The organism is Bradyrhizobium sp. HKCCYLRH3061 (genome assembly GCF_051168015.1).
Lineage (GTDB): Bacteria > Pseudomonadota > Alphaproteobacteria > Rhizobiales > Xanthobacteraceae > Bradyrhizobium.
On the sequence record NZ_JBNPUE010000012.1, the window covers coordinates 14,078 to 39,792 of the forward strand.

Annotated in this window: 19 protein-coding genes; 8 read left to right on the top strand and 11 right to left on the bottom strand. The window is 65.1% G+C overall.

Annotated features, from left to right (window positions below; genetic code table 11):
- Positions 1 to 190: 190 nt before the first annotated feature.
- The 6 genes from ACQR2C_RS19725 to ACQR2C_RS19750 all read right to left on the bottom strand — a co-directional run bounded on the left by ACQR2C_RS19725 (position 191) and on the right by ACQR2C_RS19750 (position 6,747).
- Positions 191 to 1,603, bottom strand: a complete 1,413-nt coding sequence (locus ACQR2C_RS19725) for an amidase (RefSeq protein ID WP_316216677.1) — start codon at positions 1,601 to 1,603, stop codon at positions 191 to 193.
- Entirely contained in the window at positions 1,600 to 1,797 is a 198-nt protein-coding gene (locus ACQR2C_RS19730; protein WP_315805217.1) for a hypothetical protein, read from the bottom strand. Before ACQR2C_RS19730 ends, ACQR2C_RS19725 begins: the two co-directional genes overlap by 4 nt.
- A gap of 29 nt (positions 1,798 to 1,826) precedes the next feature.
- The gene (locus tag ACQR2C_RS19735) at positions 1,827 to 2,876 is read right to left on the bottom strand and encodes an ABC transporter ATP-binding protein (RefSeq protein ID WP_434881897.1); all 1,050 of its coding nucleotides are present in this window, start codon (positions 2,874 to 2,876) and stop codon (positions 1,827 to 1,829) included.
- 222 nt (positions 2,877 to 3,098) lie between these two features.
- Entirely contained in the window at positions 3,099 to 4,001 is a 903-nt protein-coding gene (locus ACQR2C_RS19740) for an ABC transporter permease (protein ID WP_315805219.1), read from the bottom strand.
- 2 nt (positions 4,002 to 4,003) lie between these two features.
- Positions 4,004 to 4,957, bottom strand: coding sequence for an ABC transporter permease (locus ACQR2C_RS19745; RefSeq protein ID WP_315805220.1), 954 nt, complete (start codon positions 4,955 to 4,957; stop codon positions 4,004 to 4,006).
- Positions 4,958 to 5,127: 170 nt separating this feature from the next.
- Complete coding sequence (locus ACQR2C_RS19750; protein ID WP_316182841.1) at positions 5,128 to 6,747, bottom strand: ABC transporter substrate-binding protein; 1,620 nt, start codon at positions 6,745 to 6,747, stop codon at positions 5,128 to 5,130.
- Between the two features lie 247 nt (positions 6,748 to 6,994).
- Here ACQR2C_RS19750 and ACQR2C_RS19755 point away from each other — a divergent pair, with 247 nt between their 5' ends.
- Positions 6,995 to 8,590 carry an ABC transporter substrate-binding protein gene (locus ACQR2C_RS19755; RefSeq protein ID WP_434881898.1) on the top strand — a complete coding sequence of 532 codons (1,596 nt, stop codon included), beginning with the start codon at positions 6,995 to 6,997 and terminating at the stop codon, positions 8,588 to 8,590.
- 82 nt (positions 8,591 to 8,672) lie between these two features.
- Here ACQR2C_RS19755 and ACQR2C_RS19760 read toward each other — a convergent pair whose 3' ends face one another.
- Positions 8,673 to 9,692, bottom strand: a complete 1,020-nt coding sequence (locus ACQR2C_RS19760) for a hypothetical protein (protein WP_434881899.1) — start codon at positions 9,690 to 9,692, stop codon at positions 8,673 to 8,675.
- A gap of 82 nt (positions 9,693 to 9,774) precedes the next feature.
- On the opposite strand from ACQR2C_RS19760, the gene ACQR2C_RS19765 reads away from it, so the two are divergent.
- Entirely contained in the window at positions 9,775 to 10,170 is a 396-nt protein-coding gene (locus ACQR2C_RS19765) for a hypothetical protein (RefSeq protein WP_315805224.1), read from the top strand.
- Between the two features lie 59 nt (positions 10,171 to 10,229).
- On the opposite strand, the gene ACQR2C_RS19770 is transcribed toward ACQR2C_RS19765, so the two are convergent.
- Together ACQR2C_RS19770 and ACQR2C_RS19775 are read right to left on the bottom strand one after the other, a co-directional pair.
- Complete coding sequence (locus ACQR2C_RS19770) at positions 10,230 to 12,455, bottom strand: CHASE2 domain-containing protein (RefSeq protein WP_315805225.1); 2,226 nt, start codon at positions 12,453 to 12,455, stop codon at positions 10,230 to 10,232.
- Positions 12,456 to 12,502: 47 nt separating this feature from the next.
- Complete coding sequence (locus ACQR2C_RS19775) at positions 12,503 to 18,814, bottom strand: Npun_F0296 family exosortase-dependent surface protein (RefSeq protein ID WP_434881900.1); 6,312 nt, start codon at positions 18,812 to 18,814, stop codon at positions 12,503 to 12,505.
- 137 nt (positions 18,815 to 18,951) lie between these two features.
- Between ACQR2C_RS19775 and ACQR2C_RS19780 the strand changes: the two genes are divergently transcribed.
- The 4 genes from ACQR2C_RS19780 to ACQR2C_RS19795 all read left to right on the top strand — a co-directional run bounded on the left by ACQR2C_RS19780 (position 18,952) and on the right by ACQR2C_RS19795 (position 22,594).
- Positions 18,952 to 19,185 carry a hypothetical protein gene (locus tag ACQR2C_RS19780; RefSeq protein WP_434881901.1) on the top strand — a complete coding sequence of 78 codons (234 nt, stop codon included), beginning with the start codon at positions 18,952 to 18,954 and terminating at the stop codon, positions 19,183 to 19,185.
- A 235-nt stretch (positions 19,186 to 19,420) separates the two neighbouring features.
- Entirely contained in the window at positions 19,421 to 20,176 is a 756-nt protein-coding gene (locus tag ACQR2C_RS19785) for a transglutaminase-like cysteine peptidase (protein WP_434881902.1), read from the top strand.
- A gap of 145 nt (positions 20,177 to 20,321) precedes the next feature.
- Positions 20,322 to 21,071, top strand: coding sequence for an ABC transporter ATP-binding protein (locus ACQR2C_RS19790; protein WP_316182836.1), 750 nt, complete (start codon positions 20,322 to 20,324; stop codon positions 21,069 to 21,071).
- Positions 21,068 to 22,594, top strand: a complete 1,527-nt coding sequence (locus ACQR2C_RS19795; RefSeq protein WP_434881903.1) for a permease — start codon at positions 21,068 to 21,070, stop codon at positions 22,592 to 22,594. The genes ACQR2C_RS19790 and ACQR2C_RS19795 overlap by 4 nt, the downstream gene beginning before the upstream one ends.
- A gap of 5 nt (positions 22,595 to 22,599) precedes the next feature.
- Here the strand turns inward: ACQR2C_RS19795 and ACQR2C_RS19800 are convergent, their stop codons facing one another.
- Positions 22,600 to 23,505 carry an alpha/beta fold hydrolase gene (locus tag ACQR2C_RS19800; protein ID WP_434847829.1) on the bottom strand — a complete coding sequence of 302 codons (906 nt, stop codon included), beginning with the start codon at positions 23,503 to 23,505 and terminating at the stop codon, positions 22,600 to 22,602.
- Positions 23,506 to 23,612: 107 nt separating this feature from the next.
- Here ACQR2C_RS19800 and ACQR2C_RS19805 point away from each other — a divergent pair, with 107 nt between their 5' ends.
- Positions 23,613 to 24,431, top strand: a complete 819-nt coding sequence (locus ACQR2C_RS19805) for an MBL fold metallo-hydrolase (RefSeq protein ID WP_434881904.1) — start codon at positions 23,613 to 23,615, stop codon at positions 24,429 to 24,431.
- Here ACQR2C_RS19805 and ACQR2C_RS19810 read toward each other — a convergent pair.
- Positions 24,428 to 24,880, bottom strand: coding sequence for a cupin domain-containing protein (locus ACQR2C_RS19810; protein WP_315805231.1), 453 nt, complete (start codon positions 24,878 to 24,880; stop codon positions 24,428 to 24,430). The genes ACQR2C_RS19805 and ACQR2C_RS19810 overlap by 4 nt on opposite strands.
- A gap of 327 nt (positions 24,881 to 25,207) precedes the next feature.
- Between ACQR2C_RS19810 and ACQR2C_RS19815 the strand changes: the two genes are divergently transcribed.
- A complete protein-coding gene (locus tag ACQR2C_RS19815; protein WP_315805232.1) occupies positions 25,208 to 25,672 on the top strand; it encodes a DUF4399 domain-containing protein in 465 nt (154 codons plus the stop codon).
- The last annotated feature ends 43 nt before the right edge of the window (positions 25,673 to 25,715 follow it).

Below are 25,715 nucleotides of genomic sequence, written 5' to 3' on the forward strand. Positions count from 1 at the left end.
GCGGCGCAACGCGCCGTCGCGCGCCGACCCGGGACCCATACTCCCGATCCACAATTGCGGCACCATCGCCACTCCGAGCCATCGCAAAACGACGGCCGGTGGCTATGGATCCCGGCTCTGCGCCTGCCGTCGCTGCGCGACGTCAGGCTTGGCCGGGACGACACCGAATGTGAGGAGCGAGCGCTACGCTTCATGGCAGCGTCGGCACCCTGGCGTGGAAATCCGTCGCGCGCTGGAACGCGGCGCCGATGGTCAGGATGGTGGCTTCATCGAAGGAGCGGCCGATCAATTGCATGCCGACCGGAAGTCCCGTCGACGTGAAGCCGGTCGGGATCGCCAGCGACGGCAGGCCGAGATAGTTCACCGGGCGCGTGAAGCGGGTGATGCGCTGGATCACGGCTTCCGCGCCGGGCGCGCCGCCGACATCGCTGTCGGCGATCGACGGCGTCACCAGCGGCGACACCGGCGCGATCACGGCATCGACGCCGGAGGTTGCCGCGACATGCGCCGCCAGGGCCGCACCGCGCCAGCGCAACGCTTCGAGATAGGCGACGCCGGAGACGGCCAGAGCGTTCTGCAGCCGCATCAGCACCTGCGGGCCATAGTCCTGCGGACGCTCGATCATCCAGCGCTTATGGAAGGCCGCCGCTTCGACCGCGAGCACGAGCTGGCAGGCTGCGGTGAGCTGGCGCTGATCCGGCAGCTCGACCTGAACCACATCGGCGCCCTCGGTCTTCAGCACCGCGATCGTCGCATCGAGACAGCGCGCCACCTCAGGATCGAGGTCGTCGACATAGAACGCCTTGGGCACGCCGATCCTGAGACCCTTGATCGAGGCCTGGGTGGCGGCGACATAGTCCGACACGGGCGCCGCGCTGGCGGTGGGATCCTCGGGATCGGGACCAGCCATCAGCCCGAGAATCAGCGCACAATCCTCCGCCGTCTGCGCCAGCGGCCCGACCGTGTCGAGCGATTGCGACAGCGGCATCGCACCGGCGCGGCTGACGCGGCCCCAGGTCACCTTCAGGCCGGTGACGCCGCAGAAATTCGCGGGCATGCGGATCGAGCCGCCGGTGTCGGAGCCGAGCGCCGCGAAGGTCAGGCGCGCGCCGACCGCCGAGCCGGAGCCGGACGACGAGCCGCCGGTGACGTAGCCGAGCTTCCAGGGATTGTGCACCGGACCATAATGCGCGTTGTGCCCGGTCGGGCCGTAGGCGAATTCGGCCATCTGCAAGGTGCCGAGCCGGATCGAACCGGCATCCTTCAGCCGCTGCAGCGCGGTCGAGGTCGTCGTTGCGACGAAGTCGCGCCGGATCAGCGAGCCGCAGGTCGAGATGTGGCCGGCCTCGTAATACATGTCCTTGTGCGCGAGCGGAACGCCGTGCAGCGGACCCTTGGGGCCGTCCTTGGCAAGCGCGGCATCGGCCTCGGCGGCGGCCTTCAGCGCCGGCTCGGACTCGATCGCCATGAAGGCGTTCAGCTTCGGCTGCCACTGCGCAATGCGATGCAGACAGGAGCGCGTCACCTCGACCGAAGAGAGCTTCCTGTCCGCGATCGCCTTCGCGACGTCCATCAGGGTCATCAAGGCAGGTTCGGTGCTCATCGGCCCACCTTAAGCGTCTGCGCCACGACGTAGCTCGCCGGCTCCAGGTCGAACGGCAGGGTGCCGGCAACGGCCGCGAAGTTGTCGAAGGCCGGTCCGATCGAGTCGGCGATCCGGGTCGCAACCTCCTTGTCGACGGGCAGGCCGGAGGCCTCCGCGATGGCTTGGACTTGCTGGGGCGTGGGTCTGGTCATTGACGCTTCTCGCTGCTGGTGTCCGCTCGTCAGGCGGCCGGCGCCCGGCTGTGTCCCGAGCCGGGGATCGCCATGTGGCAGGCGGCCTGATGGCCCATTGTATCCAGCTCCGTCAACCTTGGCGCGACATTCGCGCATGGCGCCTCGGCAAATGGACAGCGGGTGTGGAAGCGGCAGCCGGCGGGCGGATCGATCGGATTGGGCGGATCCCCGGACAGCGGCGGCACCTCCGTGCGCCTGTCGGGATCGGAGGACGGCATCGCCGCCAGCAGCGCCCGTGTATAGGGATGCGCCGGCTTGGCCCAGACCTGCTCGACCGGGCCGAGCTCGACGACCTCGCCGAGATACATCACCAGCACGCGGTCGGAGATGTAGTTGATGACGTTGAGGTCGTGGCTGATGAACAGATAGGTCAAGCCGAACTCGCGCTTCAGGTCCATCAGCAGGTTCAGCACCTGCGCCTCGACCGACTTGTCGAGCGCCGACACCGCCTCATCGAGGATGACGAGCCGTGGCGAGAGAGCCAGCGCGCGCGCGATGTTGACACGCTGGCGCTGACCGCCGGAGATCTCGTGCGGATAGCGGTTGGCGAAGGTTGCGGGCCGCAGCCCGACCTTGCCGAGCAGATCGCGGGCAAGCGCGCGCGCCGCGCCATCCGCCATGCCATGCACCTTCGGCCCGAACGCGATCGACTCCTCGATCGTCAGTCGCGGATTGAGCGAAGCATAGGAGTCCTGGAACACCATCTGCATGCCGCGGCGCAGCTCGCGCAGGGACATCTCTTGGCCGACCTGCCGGCCGTCGAAGATGATCTCGCCGGCATCGCGGTCCATCAGATGCATCAGGAGCCGCGCCGTCGTCGACTTGCCACAGCCGGACTCGCCGACGATGCCGACCGTCTCGCCCTTGCCGATCGCGAACGAGACATCATCGACCGCGCGCACCGTCTTGCGCGCGCCGAACAGGCCACCGCGCACCGGGAAGTGCTTCGTGAGCCCATCAACGCGCAGCAATGGCTGCGCCTTGCCGCCGAGATCCTCGATCGGGGCAAGACCCATGACAGCTGTTGCTTCACTCATAGCGATAGACCCAGGTAGGTGCGGCAGATGCCGCTGCGCTCCCTCTCCCGTTCTTACGGGGAGAGGGTTGGGGTGAGGGGCAGCCGCACGGGAAGTGTATGTGGTGAGACCTGTACCCCCTCACCCGGATCGCATCTTGCGATGCGATCCGACCTCTCCCCGCAGGCGGGGAGAGGTGCACTGCCGATGCCGTTCGACCGTTGTTTAAAATCACCATGCCCATCAGCTCCGGATATCCATCGCACTGCGCAGGCCGTCGCTCAGCAGATTGAAGCAGATCGAGACCGCGAAGATCATCACGCCGGGCAGCGCCGCCACCCAGGGGTTGACGTAGATCGCGGTACGCAAGGTGTTCAGCATCAGGCCCCATTCCGGCTCCGGCGGCTTGGTACCGAGGCCGAGGAAGGAGAGACCGGCGGCGAGGATCATCGACACCGAGATCAGGCCGGTCGCGTAGACGAAGATCGGCCCGAGCACATTGCCGAGCATATGCGCGCGCATGATCGTGAAGGCATTCGCGCCGGAGGCCCGCGCAGCCTCGACAAAGTCGCGGTTTCGCACGCCCGTGGTGACGCTCTCGGCGACGCGGGTGATCTGCGGCACGAACACGATGGTCAAGGAGACGATGGAGTTGGTGATGCCGGCGCCGAGCGCGCCGGAGATCGCGATCGCCAGCAGCACCGAGGGGAACGCGTAGAACACATCGATGGTGCGCATGATCGCGGTGTTGACCCAGCCGCCGACATAGCCGGCGACGAGGCCCAGCATGGTGCCGATGCCGAACGCGAGAATGACCGGCGAGATGCCGATCAGCAGCGACAGCCGGCCGCCATAGATCAGCCGCGCCAGCATGTCGCGTCCCAGCTCGTCGGTGCCGAGCGGATAGTTCGGCGTGCCGATGTGGCGCAGGCGCCGGATCATCGAGCCCTGATAGGGATCGGCGAGATGCAGATAGGGCGCTGATAGCGCCGAGAGAAAGATCAGCAGCAGGATCGCGACGCAGACCATGCTGACCTTGTCGCGGACGATCCGGCGACCGACGGTCGCCCAATAGCCGCGTGCGTTCGCGACCGGCGCGGCCTGCAGCGAGGCGTCGTCGATGGCGCCGGGGGGACTGACGCTCATCGTTAGCCTCGCTTGATGCGCGGATCGATCGCGGCCTGCGCGATGTCGACCACGAGATTGAGGATGACGAAGAACATCGCCAGCACCAGGATCGTGCCCTGCAAGAGCGGAAGGTCACGCTGGAAGATCGCCGAGTTCAACAGCAGGCCCGAGCCGGGCCAAGAGAACACCGTCTCGATCAGGATCGAGCCGCCCAGCATGTAGCCGAGCTGCAGGCCCATGACCGCCAGCGCGGTCGGCGCGGCGTTCTTCAGCACATGGCGGAACACCTGGGTTTCGCGCAGGCCCTTCGCGCGCAACGCCTCGACGAAATCCTGGCTGAGGATGTCGCCGGTCAGCGCGCGCACGGTGCGGGTGATGATGCCCATCGGAATCACCGATGTTGTGATCGCGGGCAGGACCAGGAAGCGGATATGGGCCCAGTCCCACGACCATGCGCCCGAACCGGACGGACCGGCGCCGACCGCGGGCAGCCAGTTCAGCTCGACCGAGAAGATGATGACAAGCACCATGCCGAGCCAGTAATGCGGCACCGACACGCCGGCGATCGCGATCGAGGTCGCGACCTTGTCGATCCAGCTGTCGCGGAAATAGCCGGCGACGAGGCCGAAGAACAGGCCGAGCGAGAAGCCGATGATGGCCGCTGCGATCGCCAGGGTCACGGTGTTGGACACCGCGCGCAGCACCTCGGCGAGCACGGGCCGGCCGGTCGCGATCGAGCTGCCGAGATCGCCATTGACGGCGCGCCACAGCCACAGCCCGAACTGCACCGGCAGCGGCTTGTCGAAGCCGTAGGCGACGCGCAGCTGCTGCGCGAGCTCCTGCGACGCGTCGGCCGGCAGCACCGCGACGAGCGGATCACCGGGCGTGATGTGAACAAGCATGAAGCAGACGAGCGCGACGCCGATGATGATCGGGATCGCATAGACCATCCGCCTGGCAGCATAAGAAAGCACGAGTCACCTTACTGAAAGTCTATCGATCGTCATGCCCGGGCTTGACCCGCCTGCGCGGCCGAAGCCGCTTCGGCGCGGCGAAGGCCCGGGCATCCACACCGCTCCCTCCGCGGGTCAAGCATGGATGGCCGGGTCAAGCCCGGCCATGATGAAGTGTAGATGGTGGATGCTTACGGCTCCACCGAGATCGGCGAGAAGTCGATGAACCAGCTCTTCGGCTGCACCACGCCTTTCACCTTCGGGCTCATCGCGCGCGGACCGACGTCATGCGCCACGTAGAGGAACGCGGCGTCATCGACCGAAGCCGCATGCAGCTCCGCCAGCGCCTTGTCGCGCTCGGCCGGATCGAAGGTCTGGCGCGCCTTCTTCACCAGCTCATCGAACTTCGGATTGTTGATGAAGCCCCAATTGTTGGAGACGGGAGGCGCCATCGACGACTGCAGGAAGCGCACCAGCGCGAAGAACGGATCCATCGCAGCATAGGTCACGTTGGTGGCGTTGGCGCCGTTGGCGGACGGATCCTTAGCGCCGCGCCGCCAGTTGGTGAACAGCGTATTCCACTCGATGACGTCGAGCTTGACGTCGAAATAGCACTCCGCCAGCGCCTGCTGCAGGTATTCGTTCATCGGCAGCGGCTGCATCTGGCCCGAGCCCGACGCCGAGGTCTGGATCTTGACCTCGAGCTTCTTGTTCGGCCCGAAGCCCGCCTCCTGCATCAGCTTCTGCGCGGCCGCCTTGTCGTATTTGATCTCGAAGGTGACGTTGCCGCGCCAGGGATGGCCCTTCTCGAACGTGCCGGTCGCCGGCACCATCAGGCCGGCAAGCAGCCCGTCGCGCAGACCCTCGCGATCGACGCAGAGATTGGCGGCCTTGCGGACGCGGATGTCGTTCCACGGCGAGCCTTCGATGCGCGAGAACTGCCACGGCCAGACATGCGGCTGCTCATTGGCGTAGAGCTTGAAGCCGCGCTGCTTGATTTCGGGCAGCGCATCAGGCGCCGGCGCCTCGACCCAGTCGACCTGGCCGGACAGCAGCGCCGCGGTGCGCGCGTTCGCCTCCGGCATCGGCAGCAGGATCATCTTGTCGGACTTGGGAATGCGTGCCTTGTCCCAGTAGGCCTCGTTCCTGACGAGCTCCAGCCGCTCGCGTGGCGTGAACTTCGCCATCTTCCACGGACCGGTGCCTGAGGCGTCCTTGGCGAAGGCGGCCCAGGCGGCTTGCGACTTCGCCTTGTCGTCGGCGCCGGTCGCGGACTCATAGAGCTTCTGCCACTTCGTCGGGCTCGCCATGAACAGATTGGTGAGGTTGATCGGCAGGAAGCTGTCCGGCTCCTTGGTCGTCAGCTCGACGGTGAGATCGTCGATCTTGCGCGCCGACGCCAGCGTCGGCATGCGCGAGGCGGTGACGCCGACCTGGCTCGGATCGAACTGCGGCGCGTCCTGCTTCAGCACCTTCTCGACGTTCCACACCACGGCGTCGGCATTGAACGGCGCGCCGTCATGGAAGGTGACGCCGGGACGCAGCTTGAACGTCCACTTGGTCTTGTCGGACTCGTCGACCTTCCACTCGCTGGCGAGGCCGGGAATGACGACGCTCGGCTTCTCCGCCGACGACAGGTCCCACATCGTCAGCGCGTCGTACATCGTGAGGCCGGTGAAGCGGTTGCCCTCGAAGCCCTGATCGGGCTGGCCGAGCGTGCGCGGAATATCTGCGGCAGTCATGCCGATGCGCAGCACCGATTCCGCGCCGGCCGTTGCCGGTAGCGCGAGGACCGCTACGGTCGTCATCATCGCGGCCGCAACGGCTGCATGTTTGTCGATTGAAGTCGCAATACGCGAGAGCACGATCTTATCTCCGATCAGCTGGCTAAATTCTGTGCAGCGTTATGCAACGGCTATGCCAGCGCTGCGCCGGACCGTCGCCCTGCGACGCGAGGTCACAACGTTTGTACTCAAATGATCCGTTTTGAGCTTTGGCACCCGGATTGCAGGATTTTGGCATCGAATTTGATCCGGGTCCCCACGGAGCTTCATCCTGATGCGTACTAGATTGTCCCTGCTCGCCACGGCGCTTGCCCTCGGCCTCTCCATGGTTGCCGCGCGCGCCGAAACCGTCCTGCGTTACGGCATCTCGATGGCGGACATTCCGCTGACGACGGGCCAGCCCGATCGCGGCGCCGGCGCCTATCAGTTTACCGGCTACACGATCTATGATCCGCTAGTGGCCTGGGACATGAGCGTCGCCGACAAACCGGGCAGGCTCGTTCCGGGCCTCGCCAGCGAATGGAAGGTCGACGACGCCGACAAGACGAAGTGGCGCTTCACCCTGCGCAAGGGCGTCAAGTTCCACGACGGCAGCGACTTCAATGCCGACGCGGTGATCTGGAATCTGGACAAGGTGCTCAACGATAAGGCACCTCAGTTCGACAAGCGGCAGAGCGCGCAGGTGAAGACGCGGCTTCCGTCGGTGGCGAGCTACGCCAAGATCGACGACTCCACAGTGGAGATCACGACCAAGACGGTCGACTCGTTCTTCCCCTATCAGATGCTGTGGTTCCTGATTTCGAGCCCGGCGCAATACGAGAAGCTCGGCAAGGACTGGGACAAGTTCGCCAGCCAGCCCGCGGGCACCGGTCCATTCAAGCTGACCAAGCTGGTGCCGCGCGAGTTGGCCGAGCTCACGAAGAATTCCGAATATTGGAACAAGGATCGCATCCCGAAGACGGACAAGCTCGTGCTGGTGCCGATGCCCGAGGCGCTGACGCGCACCAACGCGCTGCTGGCCGGCCAGGTCGATCTGATCGAAACGCCGGCGCCCGACGCCGTGCCGCAGCTCAAGGCCGCCGGCATGAAGCTGGTCGACAACGTCACGCCGCACGTCTGGAACTATCATCTCAGCGTGCTGCCGGGATCGCCCTGGACCGACATCCGGCTGCGCAAGGCGCTCAACCTCGCGATCAATCGCGACGAGGTGGTCGGTCTGATGAACGGCCTGGCGAAGCCCGCCAAGGGCCAGGTCGACCCGTCGAGCCCGTGGTTCGGCAAGCCCACCTTCGACCTGAAATATGATCTCGCCGCAGCAAAGAAGCTGGTCGAGGATGCCGGCTACTCCAAGGACAAACCGCTGAAGACGACCTTCATCATCGCACAGGGCGGCACGGGCCAGATGCTGTCGCTGCCGATGAACGAATATCTGCAGCAGAGCTTCAAGGAGATCGGCATCGACATCGACTTCAAGGTCGTCGAGCTGGAGACGCTGTACACGCATTGGCGCAAGGGCGCCGCCGACGAGATGAACGCCGGCATCACCGCCAACAACATCGCCTATGTGACCTCCGATCCGCTCTACGCGATCGTGCGCTTCTTCGCCTCCGACCAGATCGCGCCCACCGGCGTCAACTGGGGCGGCTACAAGAACCCGAAGGTCGATGCGCTGATCAGCGAGGCGAAGCAGACCTTCGATCCGGCGAAGCAGGACGAGCTGATCGCACAGGCGCATGCGCTGGTCGTCGACGATGCCGCGCTGGTGTGGGTCGTCCATGACACCAACCCGCACGCGCTGTCGCCCAAAGTGAAGAAGTTCGTGCAGGCCCAGCACTGGTTCCAGGACCTGACCACGATCGGCGTGGAGTAGCGGTTCGGCGCCGGTTGCCGTCGCACTCGCAAAGAAGCCCGGCCGTCTGCCGGGCTTCTTCTTCAGCACAACAGCCAATATGTCATTTGCCGACGACGAACGCGCCCGAGTCAAATTTGTATGATGCTTGGAGAAAGCCGCCGTACCGCTCGTAGCTGAATGTCGTGGGCGATCCCGGGACGCCCGGGAATTGCGTGGTCCCGGATGTCGTCCGAGCGTACCAATAGCGCCCCCCGAGACCGACGCTGAAGTTTCTCGTCACGTCGTAAGACACGATACCTTCGAGCTGATAGCCCCAGCCGTTTCCGGACTGCGGAAGCGGATTGATGTCGGGCCGCAGCCAATGATTATCGAATCCGCTCAGCCGGACATAGGGCAGAACGGCGCCATCGAGGGTGACGTTCCAGTTCTGACCCAGATGGAAGACGCCGTTCAACCCCACACGAAGCGAGTCCCAGTTCTCGGTCTTGCTGAGCACCAGCACGCCTCCGGCAACCGGAGCGAGACCACAGATGAACGGGTTGGTCGCGACCTGAGTACATCCGTACGCGTTAACGGTCTCATAGAAATGGTTGTAGCCGATGAAGGCGCCGACCTTGAACGCAGGCCCTCTCCAGAAATTGTAGCCGGCGTCGATCGTGCCGTACCACAGCCTGCCGCTGTTCACGTCGCTGACCGTGTTTGAGTATGGAATGACTGCCGGCGGATAGTCTTCGTCGTTGAGCGTGCCGCTGAAGATGTTTCCGCCGCCAGCAAAGCCCTTGGCGAAGAAGCCGACATTGTGATCGACCCTGGCGAAGCCTTCGCCGGCATGGCTGTTGAGATTCTTGTAGGTCAGCTGGGAATTGATCTGGCCTGCGACGAAAGGATCACCCAGCGTGTAACGGGTACGGCCCGAACTGTAGAAATAGCGAGCGCCGACCTCGAACTCCCACAGCGAAACCGGCGCCGGCGGCGCCTTGACCGGAAGATCCGCAGCGGACACCCCGCTGGCCCCAAGCATACACGCTGCCGCCGCGATGAGGCTGCCCCAGTGTGGCCGAGTGAAACGATATGGCGGAGCGAAACGCTTGACTGGCCCCCATGCCGGCTTCTCCTTCATTGGAGCAGCCGCACTTGTATCCTCGAAAGACTGCATCAATGCCCCCCAATTTGCAGCATTTTGCCACCTTAAGTGGTTCATTATGGTATTGCACGTCTATAACGAGTACAATCCGACGCACATGCTCCCGAATCTTTCCTATCCCGCTGTTGCAGCCGCGCAACAAACGCCAAGCGCTCGACATCTGCTGGATCGCGCCGACGCCGTGCCGATCCTGCAGCGCCGGAGGCGCTTTCGTTCAGTCAAACTCGTTGTCGTCACGCTGGCGCTTGCCGGCAATATCGCGGTGGTGGACGCGCAGACATCCTCCACGAAGCCTGGCAACGTCGTCGCGCCATCGCCGCTGGCGCACGAGGGAGGCAAGCCACCGCGTATCAAACGGAGCCTTCCGCCGTCGCGTCCCGCCCGCCACGCTCCCGGCACGGAGAAACGCAGCACGCGTTGCCCGCCCTATTCGGCCTATGTGATCTGCAATTGATTACCATCGTCGCCGCGCCATGCCCGTCAGCGCGGCCGGGTCCATCCTTCGACGGATTGCTACTTCGTCAACAGCGCGTAGGCGCCGTTCCAATCCTCGGGCGGCGGATCGACCCGATAGTGGCGGATGCGCGCCTCGTAGAGATCGTAGAGCTTAGCCAGCTCCTTCGCCTCGTCCTTCCTCCGCCCTCGTTCGATTGCAGCCAGCGCCTCGTCCCAGTCGCAGTTGCGATAGGCGGCCAGCATCTCGATGGTGAGGTTGCGCAGCAGCTGGAAGCGCTCGGAATGCATCACGTCCTCGCGGCCGGTGATGGCATAGATCACCTCCGGCTCGGTCTTGCCCTTCACCATGATGAAGTCGAGCTCGAGGATGGCGAGCCTGTCCTTGACTGCCATGGCCGTCGCCGAGCCGACGATGATCGGGAAGCCGTATTCCTTGGATTGTCCTTCGAGGCGGGAGGCGAGGTTGACGCTGTCGCCGAGCGCCGAATAGTTGAACTTCAGATCGGAGCCCATGTTGCCGACCACGCCGATGCCGGTGTTGAGGCCGATGCCGACCTTGAGCGGAATGTAGACGTGGCCGCCATGCGCGGCCTCCTGCTCGCGCTCGCCGTTCACCCGGTCGATCCGGTCGAGCATGTCGAGCGCGGCTTCGCAGGCGTTGATCTGATGGTCCTTGTCGGCGAGCGGCGCGTTCCAGAACGCCATGATGGCGTCGCCCATATATTTGTCGACATAGCCCTTGCGGGCGATGATGGCGTCGGTGAGCGGCGTCAGGAACCGGTTCATGAGCTGGGTCAAGCCTTGCGGATCGTGCTTGTAGCTCTCCGAGATCGTGGTGAAACCGCGCACGTCCGAGAACATGACCGTGATCTCGCGCTCCTCGCCGCCGAGCTTGGGCGGCGAGTCCGCCAACTGCTCGACCAGAACGGGCGATAGATATTGCCCGAACACGGAGCGCATCTGCCGGCGCTGCTCCTGCTCGCGGACGAAATTGGCGAAGATCAGCGTCAGGTAGACCGCGGTTGTCGACAGCATCGGATAGGTGAAGTCGATCATCAGCCGGTGCTGGGTGTAGAAGTACCAGGAGAGGCCGAGCAGCGCGCTCGCGAACAGTCCCCCAACCATCACCAGGGTGATGGCGCCGAGCTGCGGCGCGAACACAATGACGAGAAAACCGAGCAGGACGGCCCCAAGGAACTCGACCACAACGCCCCAATAAGGCCGTGTCAGAATTGAGCCTGTCAGCACCGACTCCAGCACCTGGGCGTGTACCTCGACGCCCGGCATGGCCGAGTACACCGGAGTGGTCTTGATGTCGTTCAACCCGATGGCGGACGGGCCTATCAGGATCAGCTTCCGCGCAATCTTCTCCGGTGACACGCGGCCCTCGAGCACGTCGATGGCAGAGACATAGATGGATGGATCATGATTGGCGTAGTGCACCCAGATCTTGCCGTTGCCGTCGGTCGGAATCTGAAACCCACGCAGGCCAAGGCTGGTGATGCCGCCCTCCTCAGCCTTGACGAACACCGTGTCCGTGGCGGTCAGAACCCGCAGCATCTCGAAGCTCAGCGCCAGCATCGTGACGTCCTGTGCCCGCATGATCATCGGCACCCGGCGGATGATGCCGTCGCGCTCGGGCGGGATCGTGAACAGGCCACGCCCCGCCGCCGCATGCTCGATCACCGGCACGTTGCGCAGCAGCCCAGGAAACGGCTCCATGAACGGGATCGGGTCACCCAGCATCGCAAAGCCGGTCACGGGCAGTGTCTTGTCCAGATCGGTGCGCTTCTCGAGGCTGGCCGTCTCACCGAGCACGATGCGCGATCTTCGCAAGGTCTCGGCGAACACCTGATCGTTTGACGGCAACGCCTTCAGCTTCTCACGTGTCACCTCATCCAGACCGGGGAAGGTATCCGCCGCGATAGCCGGATTGAGCCGGTCGGGCTCGGCAAACACGACGTCGAAGGCGATGACAAGGGCGCCGAGCTGGGTCAGTTTCTCGATGATCTCGGCGATGCGCGTCCGCGGCCATGGCCACTGGCCGAGCTTGGGATCAGCGAGGCTCTTCTCGTCGATGTCGACAATGGTGACCGGGCGAACCGTCTTGGGCCGCGGACTGAGCGCCTGGAAATTATCGAAGGTGCGAAGACGCAACTCCTGCACCAGGGCCGGATCAGCGACGCGCAGCGCCGCGAACGCGACCAGCAGCAGCAGGCAGATCAGGCGCGCATAGCCAAACCTGCGTGCAAACCACCGGGGAACTGCTCTCAATCGCTTCATGCAGCAACCGATATCACACCGTGGCCTGCAGCCCGAACGCCGCGGACTCAGACCAGGTGAAAGCCGTCGTGATGCGCCTTGAATTGATCCAGCGTCACGCCCTTGAGCGTGAGCGTATCATGCGCCGCATCGGTGATGACGGTGTCGTGGCCGTTGTTGGCCGACTGCGCGGCGGCCACCATCGCGTCCACGCTGGCGAACAGCGAATGATCGAGCTCGACGATGTCCTTGTTGAGATCGAAATCGCCGATCGTGGCGCTGCCGAAATGCGGATTGAAGACGAAGGTGTCGTTACCGCCCTTGCCGAAGATCGTGACACCGCCGCCGACATTGACGAAATTGTCGTTCTGATCGGTGCCGTTGATCGTCGAGGCGCCGTTGCCGGCCAACGTGACGGTCAGTGCCTTGCTCGCAGTGCCGCCGTGGCCGTCGCTGACCTCCGCCTGATAGGTCACGGTCAGCGTGTCGCCGGGATTGAGGAAATCCAGGTTCACGTCGGCCGGATGATACGTCCAGTGCAGGACATCGGCACCGCCATCGGATGTCGCGCTGTCGAAGGTGATCGCGTGGGCATCGGCCAGCGCCTGGACATGGGCATTCGAGGGCAGGCTGAGAGAGCCATTGTATTTGATCACGCCATTGTCGTGCACCGAAGCGGTCAGCGTGTCGCCGACATCCTTGTCGAGCACCGTCAAGGTGCCGGACATGTCGCTCGCCGATTTCACCGGCTGATCGGCGATGGTGCCCGCCGAGACGTTGTCGAGCTCGAACGCATTCTGGCTGCTGGCGAGCACCACCTTGTTGAACGGCGACAGCCCGAGAAACTCGACATAGCCGTTCGAGGCCAGCGACGCCTGCCCGCCATTGGCGAGCAGCGGCGCGACGTCGCTGCCCGAGTAGGACGCCACCAGCTTGTTGCCGTTGTAGAACGAGATGCTGTTGTAGCTGTCGACCGACCCCCAATACAGCCCGAAGCTGTTCTTGACGCTGTCGAAGGTGATCGTCTCCTGGGCTTGGCTGCCGATGCTGAGATAGTTGGTCTTGTCCGCACCGTCGACCATGTAGGGCGCCGCGGATACCGGCGACGAGCCGTGCACGATTCCCGCATTGCCGGAGGCCGTGAACGTCGCGTGCAGCGCCTGGCTGTAGAAGCTGCCGTGGCCGCGTCCGTTGTCGGAGATCGCGCCTTCCGACACGTGATCGAACGTCTCGGTGGGCATGCCCTCCGTGTTCGTTTTGGCGGAGCTCGCCAGCACCCTCGCCTGCTCTGCCAAGATGACAGTCTGGACCGGCGGGTTCGTCTCACCGGTGATGACGGGCGCATCCTCGGCACCATTGACGGTGATGGTGACGGGCACCTCGACCACGCCGCCATGGCCGTCATCGATGGCAACCGTGTAGGTCAGCGTCACCTGCTGGCCGACGCCGAGGTAGTCGAACGCCTTGTCGCCGGCAGCGAAGCTCCAGGCCTGCGATCCCGTCCCCTTGCCGGATTCAGTGAGCGCGCCGAGCGACAGCCAGCTCTTGAGCACGGACATGTCCGACGGCAGGCCGCCGTCATTGCCTGATGTCACGACGTCGCCGATCACCTTCAGGACATGCGTGTCGGTAATATCAGCGTCCGTGAAAGTGATGGTGCCGCTCGCCGTGTCGGGCAGATCCGAGCCGGAGCTGGCCGTACGCTCCGCGACGACGGCCGCCTGCGCTTCGCTCGTCACGACCGGCAGATCGTTAGTGCCGGTGATGGTGACGACGATCGTCGACGTCGCGGTCCCGCCTTCATGATGATCGTCGAGTGTCACCGTGGTGGTGACCTTGATGGTCTGCCCGGCGCCAAGAAAATCGAGCTTGCCGTCGGCGATGGCATAGGTCCAGTCGACCTTGCCATTGTTGGCATTGCCGCCCTGGCTCAGTTGCAGCGCCTGCTCGAACGCGGCGATCTGCTCCGGCATGAGCTGGCTGGACAAGTCGGTGTGCCCATCGGCCGCGACCCATGTCACGCTCTGCGCATGAGGCAGGATCGACGCTGTCGGGCGGTCGGTGAGGTCAACGTCGCTGAAATGAATGGTCCCGGTGACGCTTTGCAGATCAGACGAGCCCGTCTGAGCCCCCGTTTCGGTCAACGCACCCGGCTTGCCGGGATCTGTAACCACCGGCACGTCGTCCTTGGCCGTCACCGTGATCAACGTCCCGCCATTGGCGTCTTTGCTGCCGGCGAAATGCAAGTCGCTGAAATCGCCGACGAGGGTCAGAGCGATGCTGTGCCCTTGGCCGTCGATGACGGTGAGCACGCCCGTGTCAGCATCATAGGACGCCGTCGTCGCGTCACTCCATTTGATTGTCTGCAGATCGATCTTGTCGTCTGCTCCGAGGCCGGCGAGTATGGCGGAGAAGCTGGCGTCGTCGATGACAATCTCGCTGCTCCCTTTGCTGCTGAAGTCGATGACCTGATCGACGTGACCATCGACGGTCAGCGTCGCGCCGGCATCGACCTTGATCAGTCCCGAGCCGGTGACATCGCCGTTGATCTCGAACGTCCCGGCCGTGATCTCGATCGTGCCGTCGTTGTAGATCGTTCCGCTGAGTCCACTCGTGCCGCTCGCCGTGATCGCCCCATAGATATAGAGCTTGCCATCACCGCTCACCGTGGTGCCGGCGAGATCGAGGATCGCGCCGAGATCGACGGTCATTTTGCCGACGTTGGCGACCTCCATGCCCGCCAAGGTCACCACGTCATGGCCGGCAATCTCCAGCGTGCCGGCGATCCGGATTTCCAACGTGCCGCCGGTGAGAGTCGTGCTCCCATCGAGCACCAGGGTCGATGCCACCGGAACCACACCGTCCTCATCGATGATGATCTGACCATCGGTGTTATCGATGGTGACATTGTCGAAGGTGGTCGCCGCCTCGGTCTCGACATGCACGATGCCGTGGTTGATGAGATCGCCGCCGGTGATCGTGCTGTGCTCGATCAGCAGCAGCGCGGCTTCGTCCACCTGGACCGTGCCGAAATTGTCGACGGTGACGCCGACCAGGGTGGCGCTCTCCTCTGCGGCGACCTCGAGCCTCGACCCGTCGCCGATCGTGACGTCGACGCCGGTCAACGACGCGCCACCCTGGACGGTGAGGATGGCCGTCATCTCCGCGAGCGGACCGGTCTCGCCGATCAATAGCGCGCCGCCCGCGACGGCGCTGCCGTCGATCGTGCTGTCGCCATCGACGGAGACCGTCCCGTCGTTGCTGATAGCGCCGCCGGCGATGCTCGTGCCGGACAGAGACAACGCGCTGCTCACCGCAATGGTGATCGCGGCGGCGCTCGCATTCGTGATCGTCTCGTCTTCGAACGTATTGCCGCTAACGGACACGGCGACGATGCCGGAATTGTCGAGCGTGCCGCCGATCAGCGCGCCTGCGCCGGTCAGGGCGACGGTTCCACCGGACTCATTGGTCAGCGTGCCGCCGCTGATGCGCGCCTGCGAGAGGGTCAGCGTCGCGCCGTCTTCGACCGTGATCGTACCGTCGGTATTGTCGACGCTGGTGTCGTCGTCGAGCGCGAGCGCGCCATCCGGCTTGATGTCGATCAGGCCGGCGTTCGTGACGATCTCGTTCGAGATGGCATTTCCGGCGCCAGACACATCGATCGTACCGAAATTGGTCAGTTCGCCATTGCTGATCTCGGCCCCGTCTTTCAGGGCGAGCAGGCCGTTGGCTTGCGGTGGCGTCTGCCCACCTTCGTCCAGCGTGCCGACATTCTGAACGATCGGCACGCCCTCGATCAGGATGGTCCCGCCATCGATGCTGCCGCCATCGAGCGTCAAGGTGGCGCCGAGATCGACCCTGATCAGGCCGGAGCTGTCCTCATCGGCATTCGCGACGTCGCCATGCACGGTCAGCGTGCCAGCGGACAGCTCGACCGTCCCGGTGTTGATGATGCTGGCCGCAGCCCCGAAGACGCCCCCGCCATCCAGCACCACGGCGCCGGCATTGTGCAGTTCGCTCTGATCCAGGATCTGCGCCGAGCCATTCACGGTGATCGTGGCGCCCGAGAAATTGAAGATGCGAGAGTCGGCCTTTGCCGTCAGCCCGCCGCCGATCGTCAGCAAGCCGTGATTGTCGAGCTCGGGGACGGCTCCACCGCCAAAGTCATTCAGCGTGACCGATTTGGCGGAGGCGTAGGCGCCGTCATCGATCGTCACCGGGAAGGCCGGCGTCAGGCCGTGCAGCTGATCGGTGATGACGATGACGTCGTCGGCGGCGGTCGGAGCCAGACCGGTGGCCCAGTTCGCGCCGTCGCTCCACAGATGAACCTGCCCGCCGCTGCTCTCGCCGGGCTGCGCCGTAGCGATCCAGACCACCGCCGGTTCGTCGGTGCCGGTGATCGTGACCGTGACCGCCTGCGTCGACGTCGCGCCGTGGGAGTCCGTCACCGTCACCGTGTAGGTGAGCGTCAGCGTCTGGCCTGCGGGAATGAAATCCGCGACATAGACCGGCAGGTTGGCGAAACTCCAATTGATCTTGCCGGTACCGCTCCCGGTGCTGTCGGAGGCCACAGAGGCCGTCAGCGCCTGTTCGAACAGCGCCAGTGGGGCCGGCGGAATGCTTCCGCCGCCTTCCAGAACCGCGCCGGTCAGCTTGGCCGAGACGGTATGGCTGTCGGTGAGGTCGACATCCTTGAAGGTCAGCGTGCCCGAGGTCGGATCGTCCGAGGTCAGCGGCCCGCCGGGCACGCTGGTGCCGCCCTCGAACGCGATCGTCTGCACGGTTGCGACGATCTCGGGCTTGTCATTGGTGCCCGTCACCGTGATCGTGATCGGCACCACGGTGAATTCATTGGACGGCGCGAAATTGTTGTCGACGCGTACGAGGTAGGTCAGCGTGAGCGTCTCGCCTGCCGCGAGAAAGTCGAAGTAGTTGTCGGGAACGCTGTAGGTCAGCGTCGCCGTGCCATAGTTCTTGTTGTTCGGATCGGGCGTGACCGCGATCTTCACGGCCGTCGCCATGACGTCCTGCAGTTGCAGGGCGTTCAACGAGCCCGTGACATCAGTCTGCTGCGCGCTCTTGTAGGCATAGGACTTGAAGCTCACCGACACCGTCGGCCGGTCGATGCCGTTGATGTCGACGAAATTGATGCGGCTGAGAACGGTGTCGAGATCGGTGCCGTTCCCGGTCTGACCGGCACGCTCCATCAATCCGAAGGCCGTCGTCAGCCGGCCGCCGGCATCGAGAATCCTGACGTCCGGCGGACCTGGGATGTGCGACGGCTGCTCGCCGGTCTGGCCAGTCCCGGTCGTCGGGCCGGTGTCGTCGACCACGCGAACCACCGGCGTTGCGCTGGTGCCGTTGGGCAAGGTCAGCGGCGTCAGCGTCTGCGGCACCCCGATATCGGTGAAGTGGGTGTTCGACTTCGGATTGGTGTTGTCGGTGAACTTGATCGAGAAGACGTCGTTGATGAGCTTCTGGATGTCCGGCGTGAGCGGGACAGCGCTCTGATTCACGATTCCGTTGCTGATCTGGATCTGCTGTCCGGCCTGATTCACCACAGCGATCGGCTGCAGCGTCGTCTTGTCGAACAGGACGTAGGAGCCGGTGTGGCCGTCCGGCTCGACCAGCACCTGGAACTTGGCATCGGGCAGACTGCCCTGCCCCGGCACTGTGAAATCAATCTCGACCAGCACCGCCGTGCCGCGAATGCCCATGGTCGCCACGGGCGTGTCGACCTTCATGTCGCCGTGCTTGGCGGTCTCGCCGGCCACGAACGAGATCGTGCCGGCGACGAGGCTGATCAGCGAGGAATTGTTCGACCCGTTGGGGTCGTACACCATCTCATTCAGCACCATCCGCGCATTTGACGACAGGCCGAACACGGTGCCGTCTATGAAGGTGATGCCGAGCGTCGAATCCGATCCGGACTGGACGACGTCGCCCTTCTCGACGTTGTCGCCGTTGTGCAGGAGAATCGAAACGCCGTTGCGGATGACCGTCGCGGTGCCCTGCAGCTTGGTCACATGGCCGATGACCTTGCTCACGCTCGCAGCCGCCCCGGCCTGGCTGACCTGCACCGCGCCGGAGAGCGCATTGACGAGGTCGCCGGTTAGATGCGCACCATCGGGTGACGCCAGGGGCGCCCGTTTCTCGCCCTTGAAATAGTCCGGCAGCACCATCTCGCGCCCATCGGACGAGAGGATCAGGTCGAGGCCGGACCGCTTGAAATCGGCGTTGAACAGAAAATGCGCGTCCGGAACGACGATCGCGTCCGTCGGCGCATGGGCATGCGGCGCCTCCAGTCGCACGTGACCGTGCGAGGAGGCGCCCCGGCCGTCGGAGAAAAGCGCGGCGTCAGAATTGCCAGCGTAATTCACGGGGCCACCGACTATGGTTAATGAATACATAAGAATGAGTGTTCAAGGCGTGCATATCACTGGCAAGTGTCTGGCGGAACCACCTTCAGCTTGTGCTTCAGGTGGCCAAAAACGGCGGCCTCCGCGGGATCGCTACGATGTTGTCGAGTTTCTGCCCTCTTTACAGCTGGCTCTGGGCGGAACTGGCCAAGTCAAAATTCACGTCTCTCCAGAAAATAGAAGTAATTCCAAGTATTCATAGACCAGCCAATACCTTTGCCGACATCGACATCCGCACCGGCTTACCCCTGACAACGGATTTCAAGTGCAGGACTGTGGGTGGGAGAACAAGAATCGACGAATTGCATCAATTTGGCGGGAGCGGCGGCTGAGTTCAAAGCACAACTTCACCGCGAACCCCTCCGACCTTCGCGACCATCGCTCAGCTTTCGCTAGGATTTGTCGCATCGGAGCAACACAACGTTCAGCGTAAATCCTGCGATTTGATCGCCCGCGTGCCGGTTTTAAGCAGAGGCCAAGCCTCCACATCCATGCTGATCGCCAACAAGCATCCGGTTCCGTCAGGCGCTGCATCGCGCCGACCGAGATCCGGGCACGGGGCGTCACATGAATTTTCTCGCGCTGATGCGCGCATCGCTGGCGGCCGCGGCCGCCAGCGCCGCCATGTGGATCGGCAGTCCGGCGAGCGCCGGTCCTGCCGCGCGGCCATTGGGGCTCGCCGCCATCGATGATGCGGAGCCTTTCGCCCTGCCGCGGGTCGTCCTCGACGCCGGCGCGTTGCGCGACAAGTGGCTGGCGCTCGCGCGCAAGCTCGAGGACGAGCGCGTGCAGCTTGCGCTGTGCGATGGCGACCGCGAGCGCTGCGTTTCCCCCGCCGCCCTCAGCCTGCTCACGATCATCGATCAGGGCCGTCTCCGCGAGGGGCGGGCACGGCTCGGCCAGATCAATCGCGCGATCAACCTGGCCATCCGCCCCGCCAGCGACCTCGCTCAATATGGCCAGATGGATGTCTGGGCCTCTCCTCTCATGACGTTCGAACGCCGGGCCGGCGATTGTGAGGACTACGCGATCGCCAAGTTCGTCGCGCTTCAGATGGCCGGCATTGCCGCCGACGATCTGCGGATCGTGATCCTGCACGACGTCGTCCGCGGCGAAGATCACGCCGTCGCGGCCGCGCGCCTCGACGGGCGCTGGCTCGTGCTCGACAATCAGCGCATGGCAATGGTCCAGGACAGCGACGCGCGGCAGGTTCGGCCGCTGTTCGTGATCGACGAGACCGGCATCTCCCGGTATCAGGCCTTGCCGCTGATGGCAGAGGCCCGGGTGCTGTCGCCTGAGAGCACGGGTTCCGTGAACCATTGACCATCGCCCGCAGCGGTGCAGCTCTCCAGTGGCGCAGGACCACGGCGGGAGCGCGGAATTGGTCGACACCGCTGGTCCGTTCACCACGCCGCAACGAGTTGCATCCACATTGCAGACGCCAACCGAACGAGGCGATAGTGCCGTCATGATCCCAGGCAGCCCCGCCCTCGCCGTGCGAGGACTGACGAAATGTTTCGAGCGGCCGGCGGTCGATGCGCTCGACCTCGTGGTGCGCTCGGGTGAATTCTACGCACTGGTCGGCCCGAACGGCGCCGGCAAGACGACCACGCTGCGCATGGTCGCGGGCCTGCTGCGGCCGGATGCCGGGCGGATCGAGATCTTCGGCATCGACGCGCTGCGCGACCCGATCGCGGCCAAGCAGGTGATGGCCTGGGTCTCCGACGAGCCCATGATCTACGACAAGCTCACGCCGCTCGAATATCTCGAATTCGTCGCCGGACTGTGGGGCATCGATCCCGCGAGATCAGGTGAGGCGGCAACCGAGCTTCTGGTCTCGCTCGGGCTGGAGCCGCATCTGCACGAGCGCTGCGAAGGCTTCTCCAAGGGTATGCGCCAGAAGGTGGCGCTCGCCGGCGCGCTGATCCACGACCCGCGGCTGATCATCCTGGACGAGCCGCTGACCGGCCTGGACGCGGTGTCGGCGCGGCACGTCAAGGGCCTGCTGGCCGAGCGCGTCCGCCGCGGCGGCACGGTGATCATGACCACGCACATTCTCGAAGTCGCCGAGCGCATGGCCGACCGGATTGGCGTCATCGCCGCCGGACGCGTCGTCGCCGAGGGCACGCTCGCCGAGCTCCGCCAGCAGAACGGGCGCACCGACACCAGCCTGGAGGAGCTGTTCATCGCGCTGGTCGACGTCGAGTCCGCGGCATGACGCGGGCGGCGACGCTCGCCTGGTTCGCCCGTCACGAGCTCCGGCTCGCCTGGCGGGAATGGCTCGGCATGATCACGGCCGGCCGGCGGCACCGCACGCGGGCCGCCATCATCGGTCTCGTGCTGTTCGGCGCCCTCATGCATCTGCCGGCCTGGGTCGTGGTCGGCCGCTACGCCGATCTCGCGCCGCCGCTCGACAAGACCGCGCTGATCGTCATCACCGCGACCATCATGCTGTCCTGGGCCTTGATGCTGTCGCAGGCGATCGAATCCGTCACCCGCGTGTTCTACGCCCGAGCCGACCTCGATCTCATCATGTCGTCGCCGGTGCGGCTGGCCGAGATCTTCTCCGTCCGGATCGCGGCGATCGCGCTCTCCGTGACCAGCATGGCGCTGCTGCTCGCGACCCCCTTCGTCGACGTGCTGCTGATCGAGGGTGGCGCGCGCTGGCTCGCGGCGTTCGTCGTGGTCGCAGCCGTCGGCCTGTCGGCGGCGGCGATCGCCATCGCCATCACGATCGTCCTGTTCCGCCTGATCGGCCCGGCGCGAACGCGGCTGGTCGCCCAGATCCTGGCGGCCGTGATCGGCGCCGGCTTCGTCATCGTGCTGCAGATCGCTGCGATCGTCTCCTATGGCACGCTGTCGCGCTTCGCCGTCCTCACCTCGGATGCCGCGGCCGCCATCGCGCCCGATCCCGACAGTTTTGTCTGGCTGCCGGCCCGAGCGGCGCTCGGCGACGGCCAGGCGCTGCTGATTCTGCTGGCCACCGGACTGCTGCTGCTCGGCGTCGTCATGATCATGTTCTCGCCGCGTTTCGCCGACACCGCGATCAGCGCCGCGGCCCAGGGCGTCTCCAGCCGCGCCGGCGCACGCGTCAGGTCGTTTCGCGGCGGCTCGCGGCAGCAGGCGCTGCGGCGCAAGGAGTTCATGCTGCTGCGGCGCGATCCCTGGCTGATCTCGCAGACGCTGATGCAACTGCTCTATCTGGTGCCTCCGGCGCTGCTGCTGTGGCGCAGCTACTCCGACAGCTCGCAGGCGGTGTTCCTGATCACGCCGGTCGTCGTGATGGCGGCGGGCCAGCTCGCGGGCGGCCTCGCTTGGCTCACCATCTCCGGCGAGGACGCGCCAGAACTGGTGGCGACGGCGCCGCTGCCGGGGACGCGCATCGTGCGCGCCAAGGTCGAGGTCGTGCTGATCACGATCGCGATGATCTTTGCGCCTCTCGTGCTCGCGCTCGGCTGGGTCGCGCCGGCGCAGGCGGTGGTCACAGCGGTGGCCGTGCTGGTTGCGACCGTCTCCTCCACGGCCATCCAGCTCTGGTTCCGGATCCAGGCGCGGCGCAGCCAGTTCCGGCGCCGCCAGACCTCGTCGCGGCTGGCGACCTTTGCCGAGGCCTTCTCCTCGATCGGCTGGGCGGCGACCGCGGCGCTGGCGCTCGCGCTGCCCGAGGCTGCGATCGTCTGCGGCCTGATGACCGCGGGCCTCTTGCTCGCGGCCTGGAAGCTGAGCCCGGCACGGACCTGAAGCGTTCAGCGCAGCACCTCCATCACGGCGGCGGCGAACGCCGCCGGCTCTTCCTGCGGCAAATTGTGGCCGGCCCGAGGGATCACGCGATGGCCGATCCGGTTGCTGAACTTCGCAGCATGCGCCTGGCCGTCCGTCGCCGGGATCACGCCGTCGGCGTCGCCATCGAGCGTGATCGTGGGCACCGCGATGACAGGCAGGCTCGCCAGCCGCTGCTCGATGTCCTGATAGCGCGGGTCCCCCTCGGCCAGCCCGTAGCGATGCCGATAGCTGTGGATCACGACATCGACGTGATCGGGATTGTCGAACGCCTCCGCCGCGCGCGCGAAGGTCGCATCGTCGAAGCGCCAGTGCGGTGACCATTGCTGCCACAGCAGCCGTGCGATTTCGGCGCGGTGGGCCGCGAGCCCGGCCCGTCCGCGCTCGGTCTGGAAGTACCATTGATACCAGAACGCGAACTCGCGCGTCACCGGCGCCGGCTCCAGCGCCCGCGCGATGTCCTGGATCAGATAGCCGTTCACGGAGACCAGACCCGTGCAGCGCTCGGGCCACAGCGCCGCGCCGACGCAGGCCGCGCGGCCACCCCAATCATAGCCGGCGAACACCGCGCGCGGGATCGCCAGCGCATCCATCAGCGCGATCAGGTCGGCGCCGACCGCGGCCTGCTGGCCCGAGCGCGGCGTCGATGCGTCGCGGAAACGAGTGGGTCCATAGCCGCGCAGATAGGGCACGACGACGCGGCAGCCTTGTGCCGCGAGCCGCGGCGCGACCTCGACATAGGCGTGGATATCGTAGGGATAGCCGTGCAGCAGGATGACGACGGGACCGTCGGCCGGCCCGCCCTCGAAATAGGCAATGCGGAGCACGCCTGCGTCGATCTCGCGCAGCGGCTGCAACACCTGATCCGTCATGCCATCCTCCCGCATCGCGCCGCGCTCTCGAGCCGGGCGCAGCGCCGAGGATAGTTCTGATCGAAATTCCCCGCTACACTCGCACGCGCTGTTGGAGGGGAACTGCCATGCTGCGCTCGCTGGTCTCGCTGCTTGCCGTCCTGGTCGCGTTCGCATCGCCCGCGGTGGCGCAATCGGGGCCGCGCACCAGCGAGTGCCTGGCGATGGCCGGCAACCCGCCGCGCGCCATGCCGGTCAGCCTGCGCCGGACGGCGGCTGCCGGCAATGAGGTGACGATCACCTATGCCGGCCACTCGACCTACTTCATCGACACGCCGATGGGCATCCGCATCGCCACCGACTACAGCGGCGCCTATCAGGTCGGGCGGCTGCCCGACGTCATCACCATGAACCGGGCGCATTCGACGCACTACACGCTGGCGCCCGATCCGCGCATCCCGCACGTGCTGCATGGCTGGGGCGACGACGGCAAGCCGGCCCAGATCTACGAGCGGATCGGCGACGTGCTGATCCGCAACATCACCACCGACATCCGGCGCTATTTCAGCGATTCGATCGGCGCCGACATGATCAAGGACGGCAACTCGATCTTCATCTTCGAGGTTGCCGGCCTGTGCATCGGCCATCTCGGCCATTTGCACGTCAAGCTGGACGAGACGCATTTCGCCGCGATCGGCCGGCTCGATGTGGTGATGGTGCCGATCGACGGCACCTACACGATGTCGCTCGACGGCATCTCCGAGATCACCAAGCGCCTGCGCGCCTCGGTGGTGCTGCCGATGCACCGCTTCGCGACGCCGCTCGACGAGTTCATGCGCAGGATCGGCCAGCAGTTCGAGATCGACCGGCGCGGCGAGCGGACGTTGAAGATGTCGCGCGAGCTGCTGCCGTCGATGCCGACGGTGATCATCCTCGACGGCGTCTAGGCGCCCGCGAGGCTGGTGCCGCGGCGGCCTTCCGGCGTCAGGAACATGCGCTTGAGCTTGTTGATCACGCGCACCGCGAGGCCGAGCACATAAGGCTGCGTCTTCAGGCAGAAGGCCAGCTTCTTGACGTGGCCCTCGACATGCCATTTGGCATGCGCGCCGTCGCGGAAGAAGATCACGTCGCCCGGCCCATAGCGCTTCGCCGGGAGCCCATCGCTCTCCAGCGTGATCGCGCCTTCGAGGATCAGGATGGTCTCGTCGAAATCGTAATACCAGTTGAACTTGCCCTCGGTGCAATGCCAGACGATGGTCGAGCCCAGCCCGTCGCTGCTGCGCGCGATGGTGCAGGAGGTCGCGGTCGGATTGCCCTCGATGATCCAGGATGGCTCGATCGGAGCGGGCGCCAGGTCGACGGTGAGATTGGCGGTTTCGATCAAGGACGGCGACATCGTGGACCTCAAATGCATGGGACTGAAATGACCGGGCGAACGCCGGCATGAGCCTGCGACCGTAGCCGGTTGCACCTAATGGCTGCTTTCCGCAGTCGTTAAGATTTGAACCAATCGCCGCGACCAGCCGTCGCATCACAACCACGCCAGCGCTATAAACTTCACGCGAACGCCGCAATTTGTTCGCGGCCTCGCCAAACCTGCTGATCTACTGTTTAGCCGCACTGCAAGATGCGGACAGGCGCCCCTCCGGTCGCCCTGCCCATCCTGAGTTGTGCCGTCACCTTTAGAGATTTGCCGCCTTCGCAGAGATAAGGATTTCCCAGGATGCGCCGACTGAGCCTCGCCTTCGCCCTCACGCTGTCTGCCGCCACCCTTGCAACCACCGGCGTCGTCATGGCGGGCGAAACGCCCGCCCCCGAGAATGCCAAGGCCTACTTCATCAACCTCAAGGACGGCGACACCGTCTCCTCGCCGGTGCTGATCCGCTTCGGCCTGTCCGGCATGGGCGTCGCGCCGTCCGGCACCGAGGCTCCCAACACCGGCCACCACCATCTGCTGATCGACGCGCCCGCGCTCGAGGGCGATGCGCTCAACGAGGCGATCCCGGTCGATGCCGGCCACGTGCATTTCGGGAAGGGCCAGACCGAAGCCTCGGTCAATCTCACGCCGGGCAAGCACACCTTGCAGCTCGTGCTCGGCGACTGGAGCCATATCCCGCACAACAAGCCGGTCATGTCGGAACGGATCACGATCGACGTGCAGGCCACCACCGGCAGCGCCAAGCAGTAGGACCGTTCGACCGACGACGACCCCGCCGCGAGCATCGCTCGCG

Bases quoted from the DNA above. Each gene is read 5' to 3' on its own strand.
- ACQR2C_RS19805 (WP_434881904.1), top strand. From the start codon at position 23,613: ATGCTGCGCTCGCTGGTCTCGCTGCTTGCCGTCCTGGTCGCGTTCGCA.
- ACQR2C_RS19790 (WP_316182836.1), top strand. From the start codon at position 20,322: ATGATCCCAGGCAGCCCCGCCCTCGCCGTGCGAGGACTGACGAAATGT.
- ACQR2C_RS19765 (WP_315805224.1), top strand. From the start codon at position 9,775: ATGGTATTGCACGTCTATAACGAGTACAATCCGACGCACATGCTCCCG.
- ACQR2C_RS19740 (WP_315805219.1), bottom strand. From the start codon at position 4,001: ATGAGCGTCAGTCCCCCCGGCGCCATCGACGACGCCTCGCTGCAGGCC.
- ACQR2C_RS19750 (WP_316182841.1), bottom strand. From the start codon at position 6,747: ATGATGACGACCGTAGCGGTCCTCGCGCTACCGGCAACGGCCGGCGCG.
- ACQR2C_RS19730 (WP_315805217.1), bottom strand. From the start codon at position 1,797: ATGACCAGACCCACGCCCCAGCAAGTCCAAGCCATCGCGGAGGCCTCC.
- ACQR2C_RS19760 (WP_434881899.1), bottom strand. From the start codon at position 9,692: ATGAAGGAGAAGCCGGCATGGGGGCCAGTCAAGCGTTTCGCTCCGCCA.
- ACQR2C_RS19770 (WP_315805225.1), bottom strand. From the start codon at position 12,455: ATGAAGCGATTGAGAGCAGTTCCCCGGTGGTTTGCACGCAGGTTTGGC.
- ACQR2C_RS19815 (WP_315805232.1), top strand. From the start codon at position 25,208: ATGCGCCGACTGAGCCTCGCCTTCGCCCTCACGCTGTCTGCCGCCACC.
- ACQR2C_RS19800 (WP_434847829.1), bottom strand. From the start codon at position 23,505: ATGACGGATCAGGTGTTGCAGCCGCTGCGCGAGATCGACGCAGGCGTG.
- ACQR2C_RS19755 (WP_434881898.1), top strand. From the start codon at position 6,995: ATGCGTACTAGATTGTCCCTGCTCGCCACGGCGCTTGCCCTCGGCCTC.
- ACQR2C_RS19735 (WP_434881897.1), bottom strand. From the start codon at position 2,876: ATGAGTGAAGCAACAGCTGTCATGGGTCTTGCCCCGATCGAGGATCTC.
- ACQR2C_RS19780 (WP_434881901.1), top strand. From the start codon at position 18,952: ATGTTGTCGAGTTTCTGCCCTCTTTACAGCTGGCTCTGGGCGGAACTG.
- ACQR2C_RS19785 (WP_434881902.1), top strand. From the start codon at position 19,421: ATGAATTTTCTCGCGCTGATGCGCGCATCGCTGGCGGCCGCGGCCGCC.
- ACQR2C_RS19725 (WP_316216677.1), bottom strand. From the start codon at position 1,603: ATGAGCACCGAACCTGCCTTGATGACCCTGATGGACGTCGCGAAGGCG.
- ACQR2C_RS19795 (WP_434881903.1), top strand. From the start codon at position 21,068: ATGACGCGGGCGGCGACGCTCGCCTGGTTCGCCCGTCACGAGCTCCGG.
- ACQR2C_RS19810 (WP_315805231.1), bottom strand. From the start codon at position 24,880: ATGTCGCCGTCCTTGATCGAAACCGCCAATCTCACCGTCGACCTGGCG.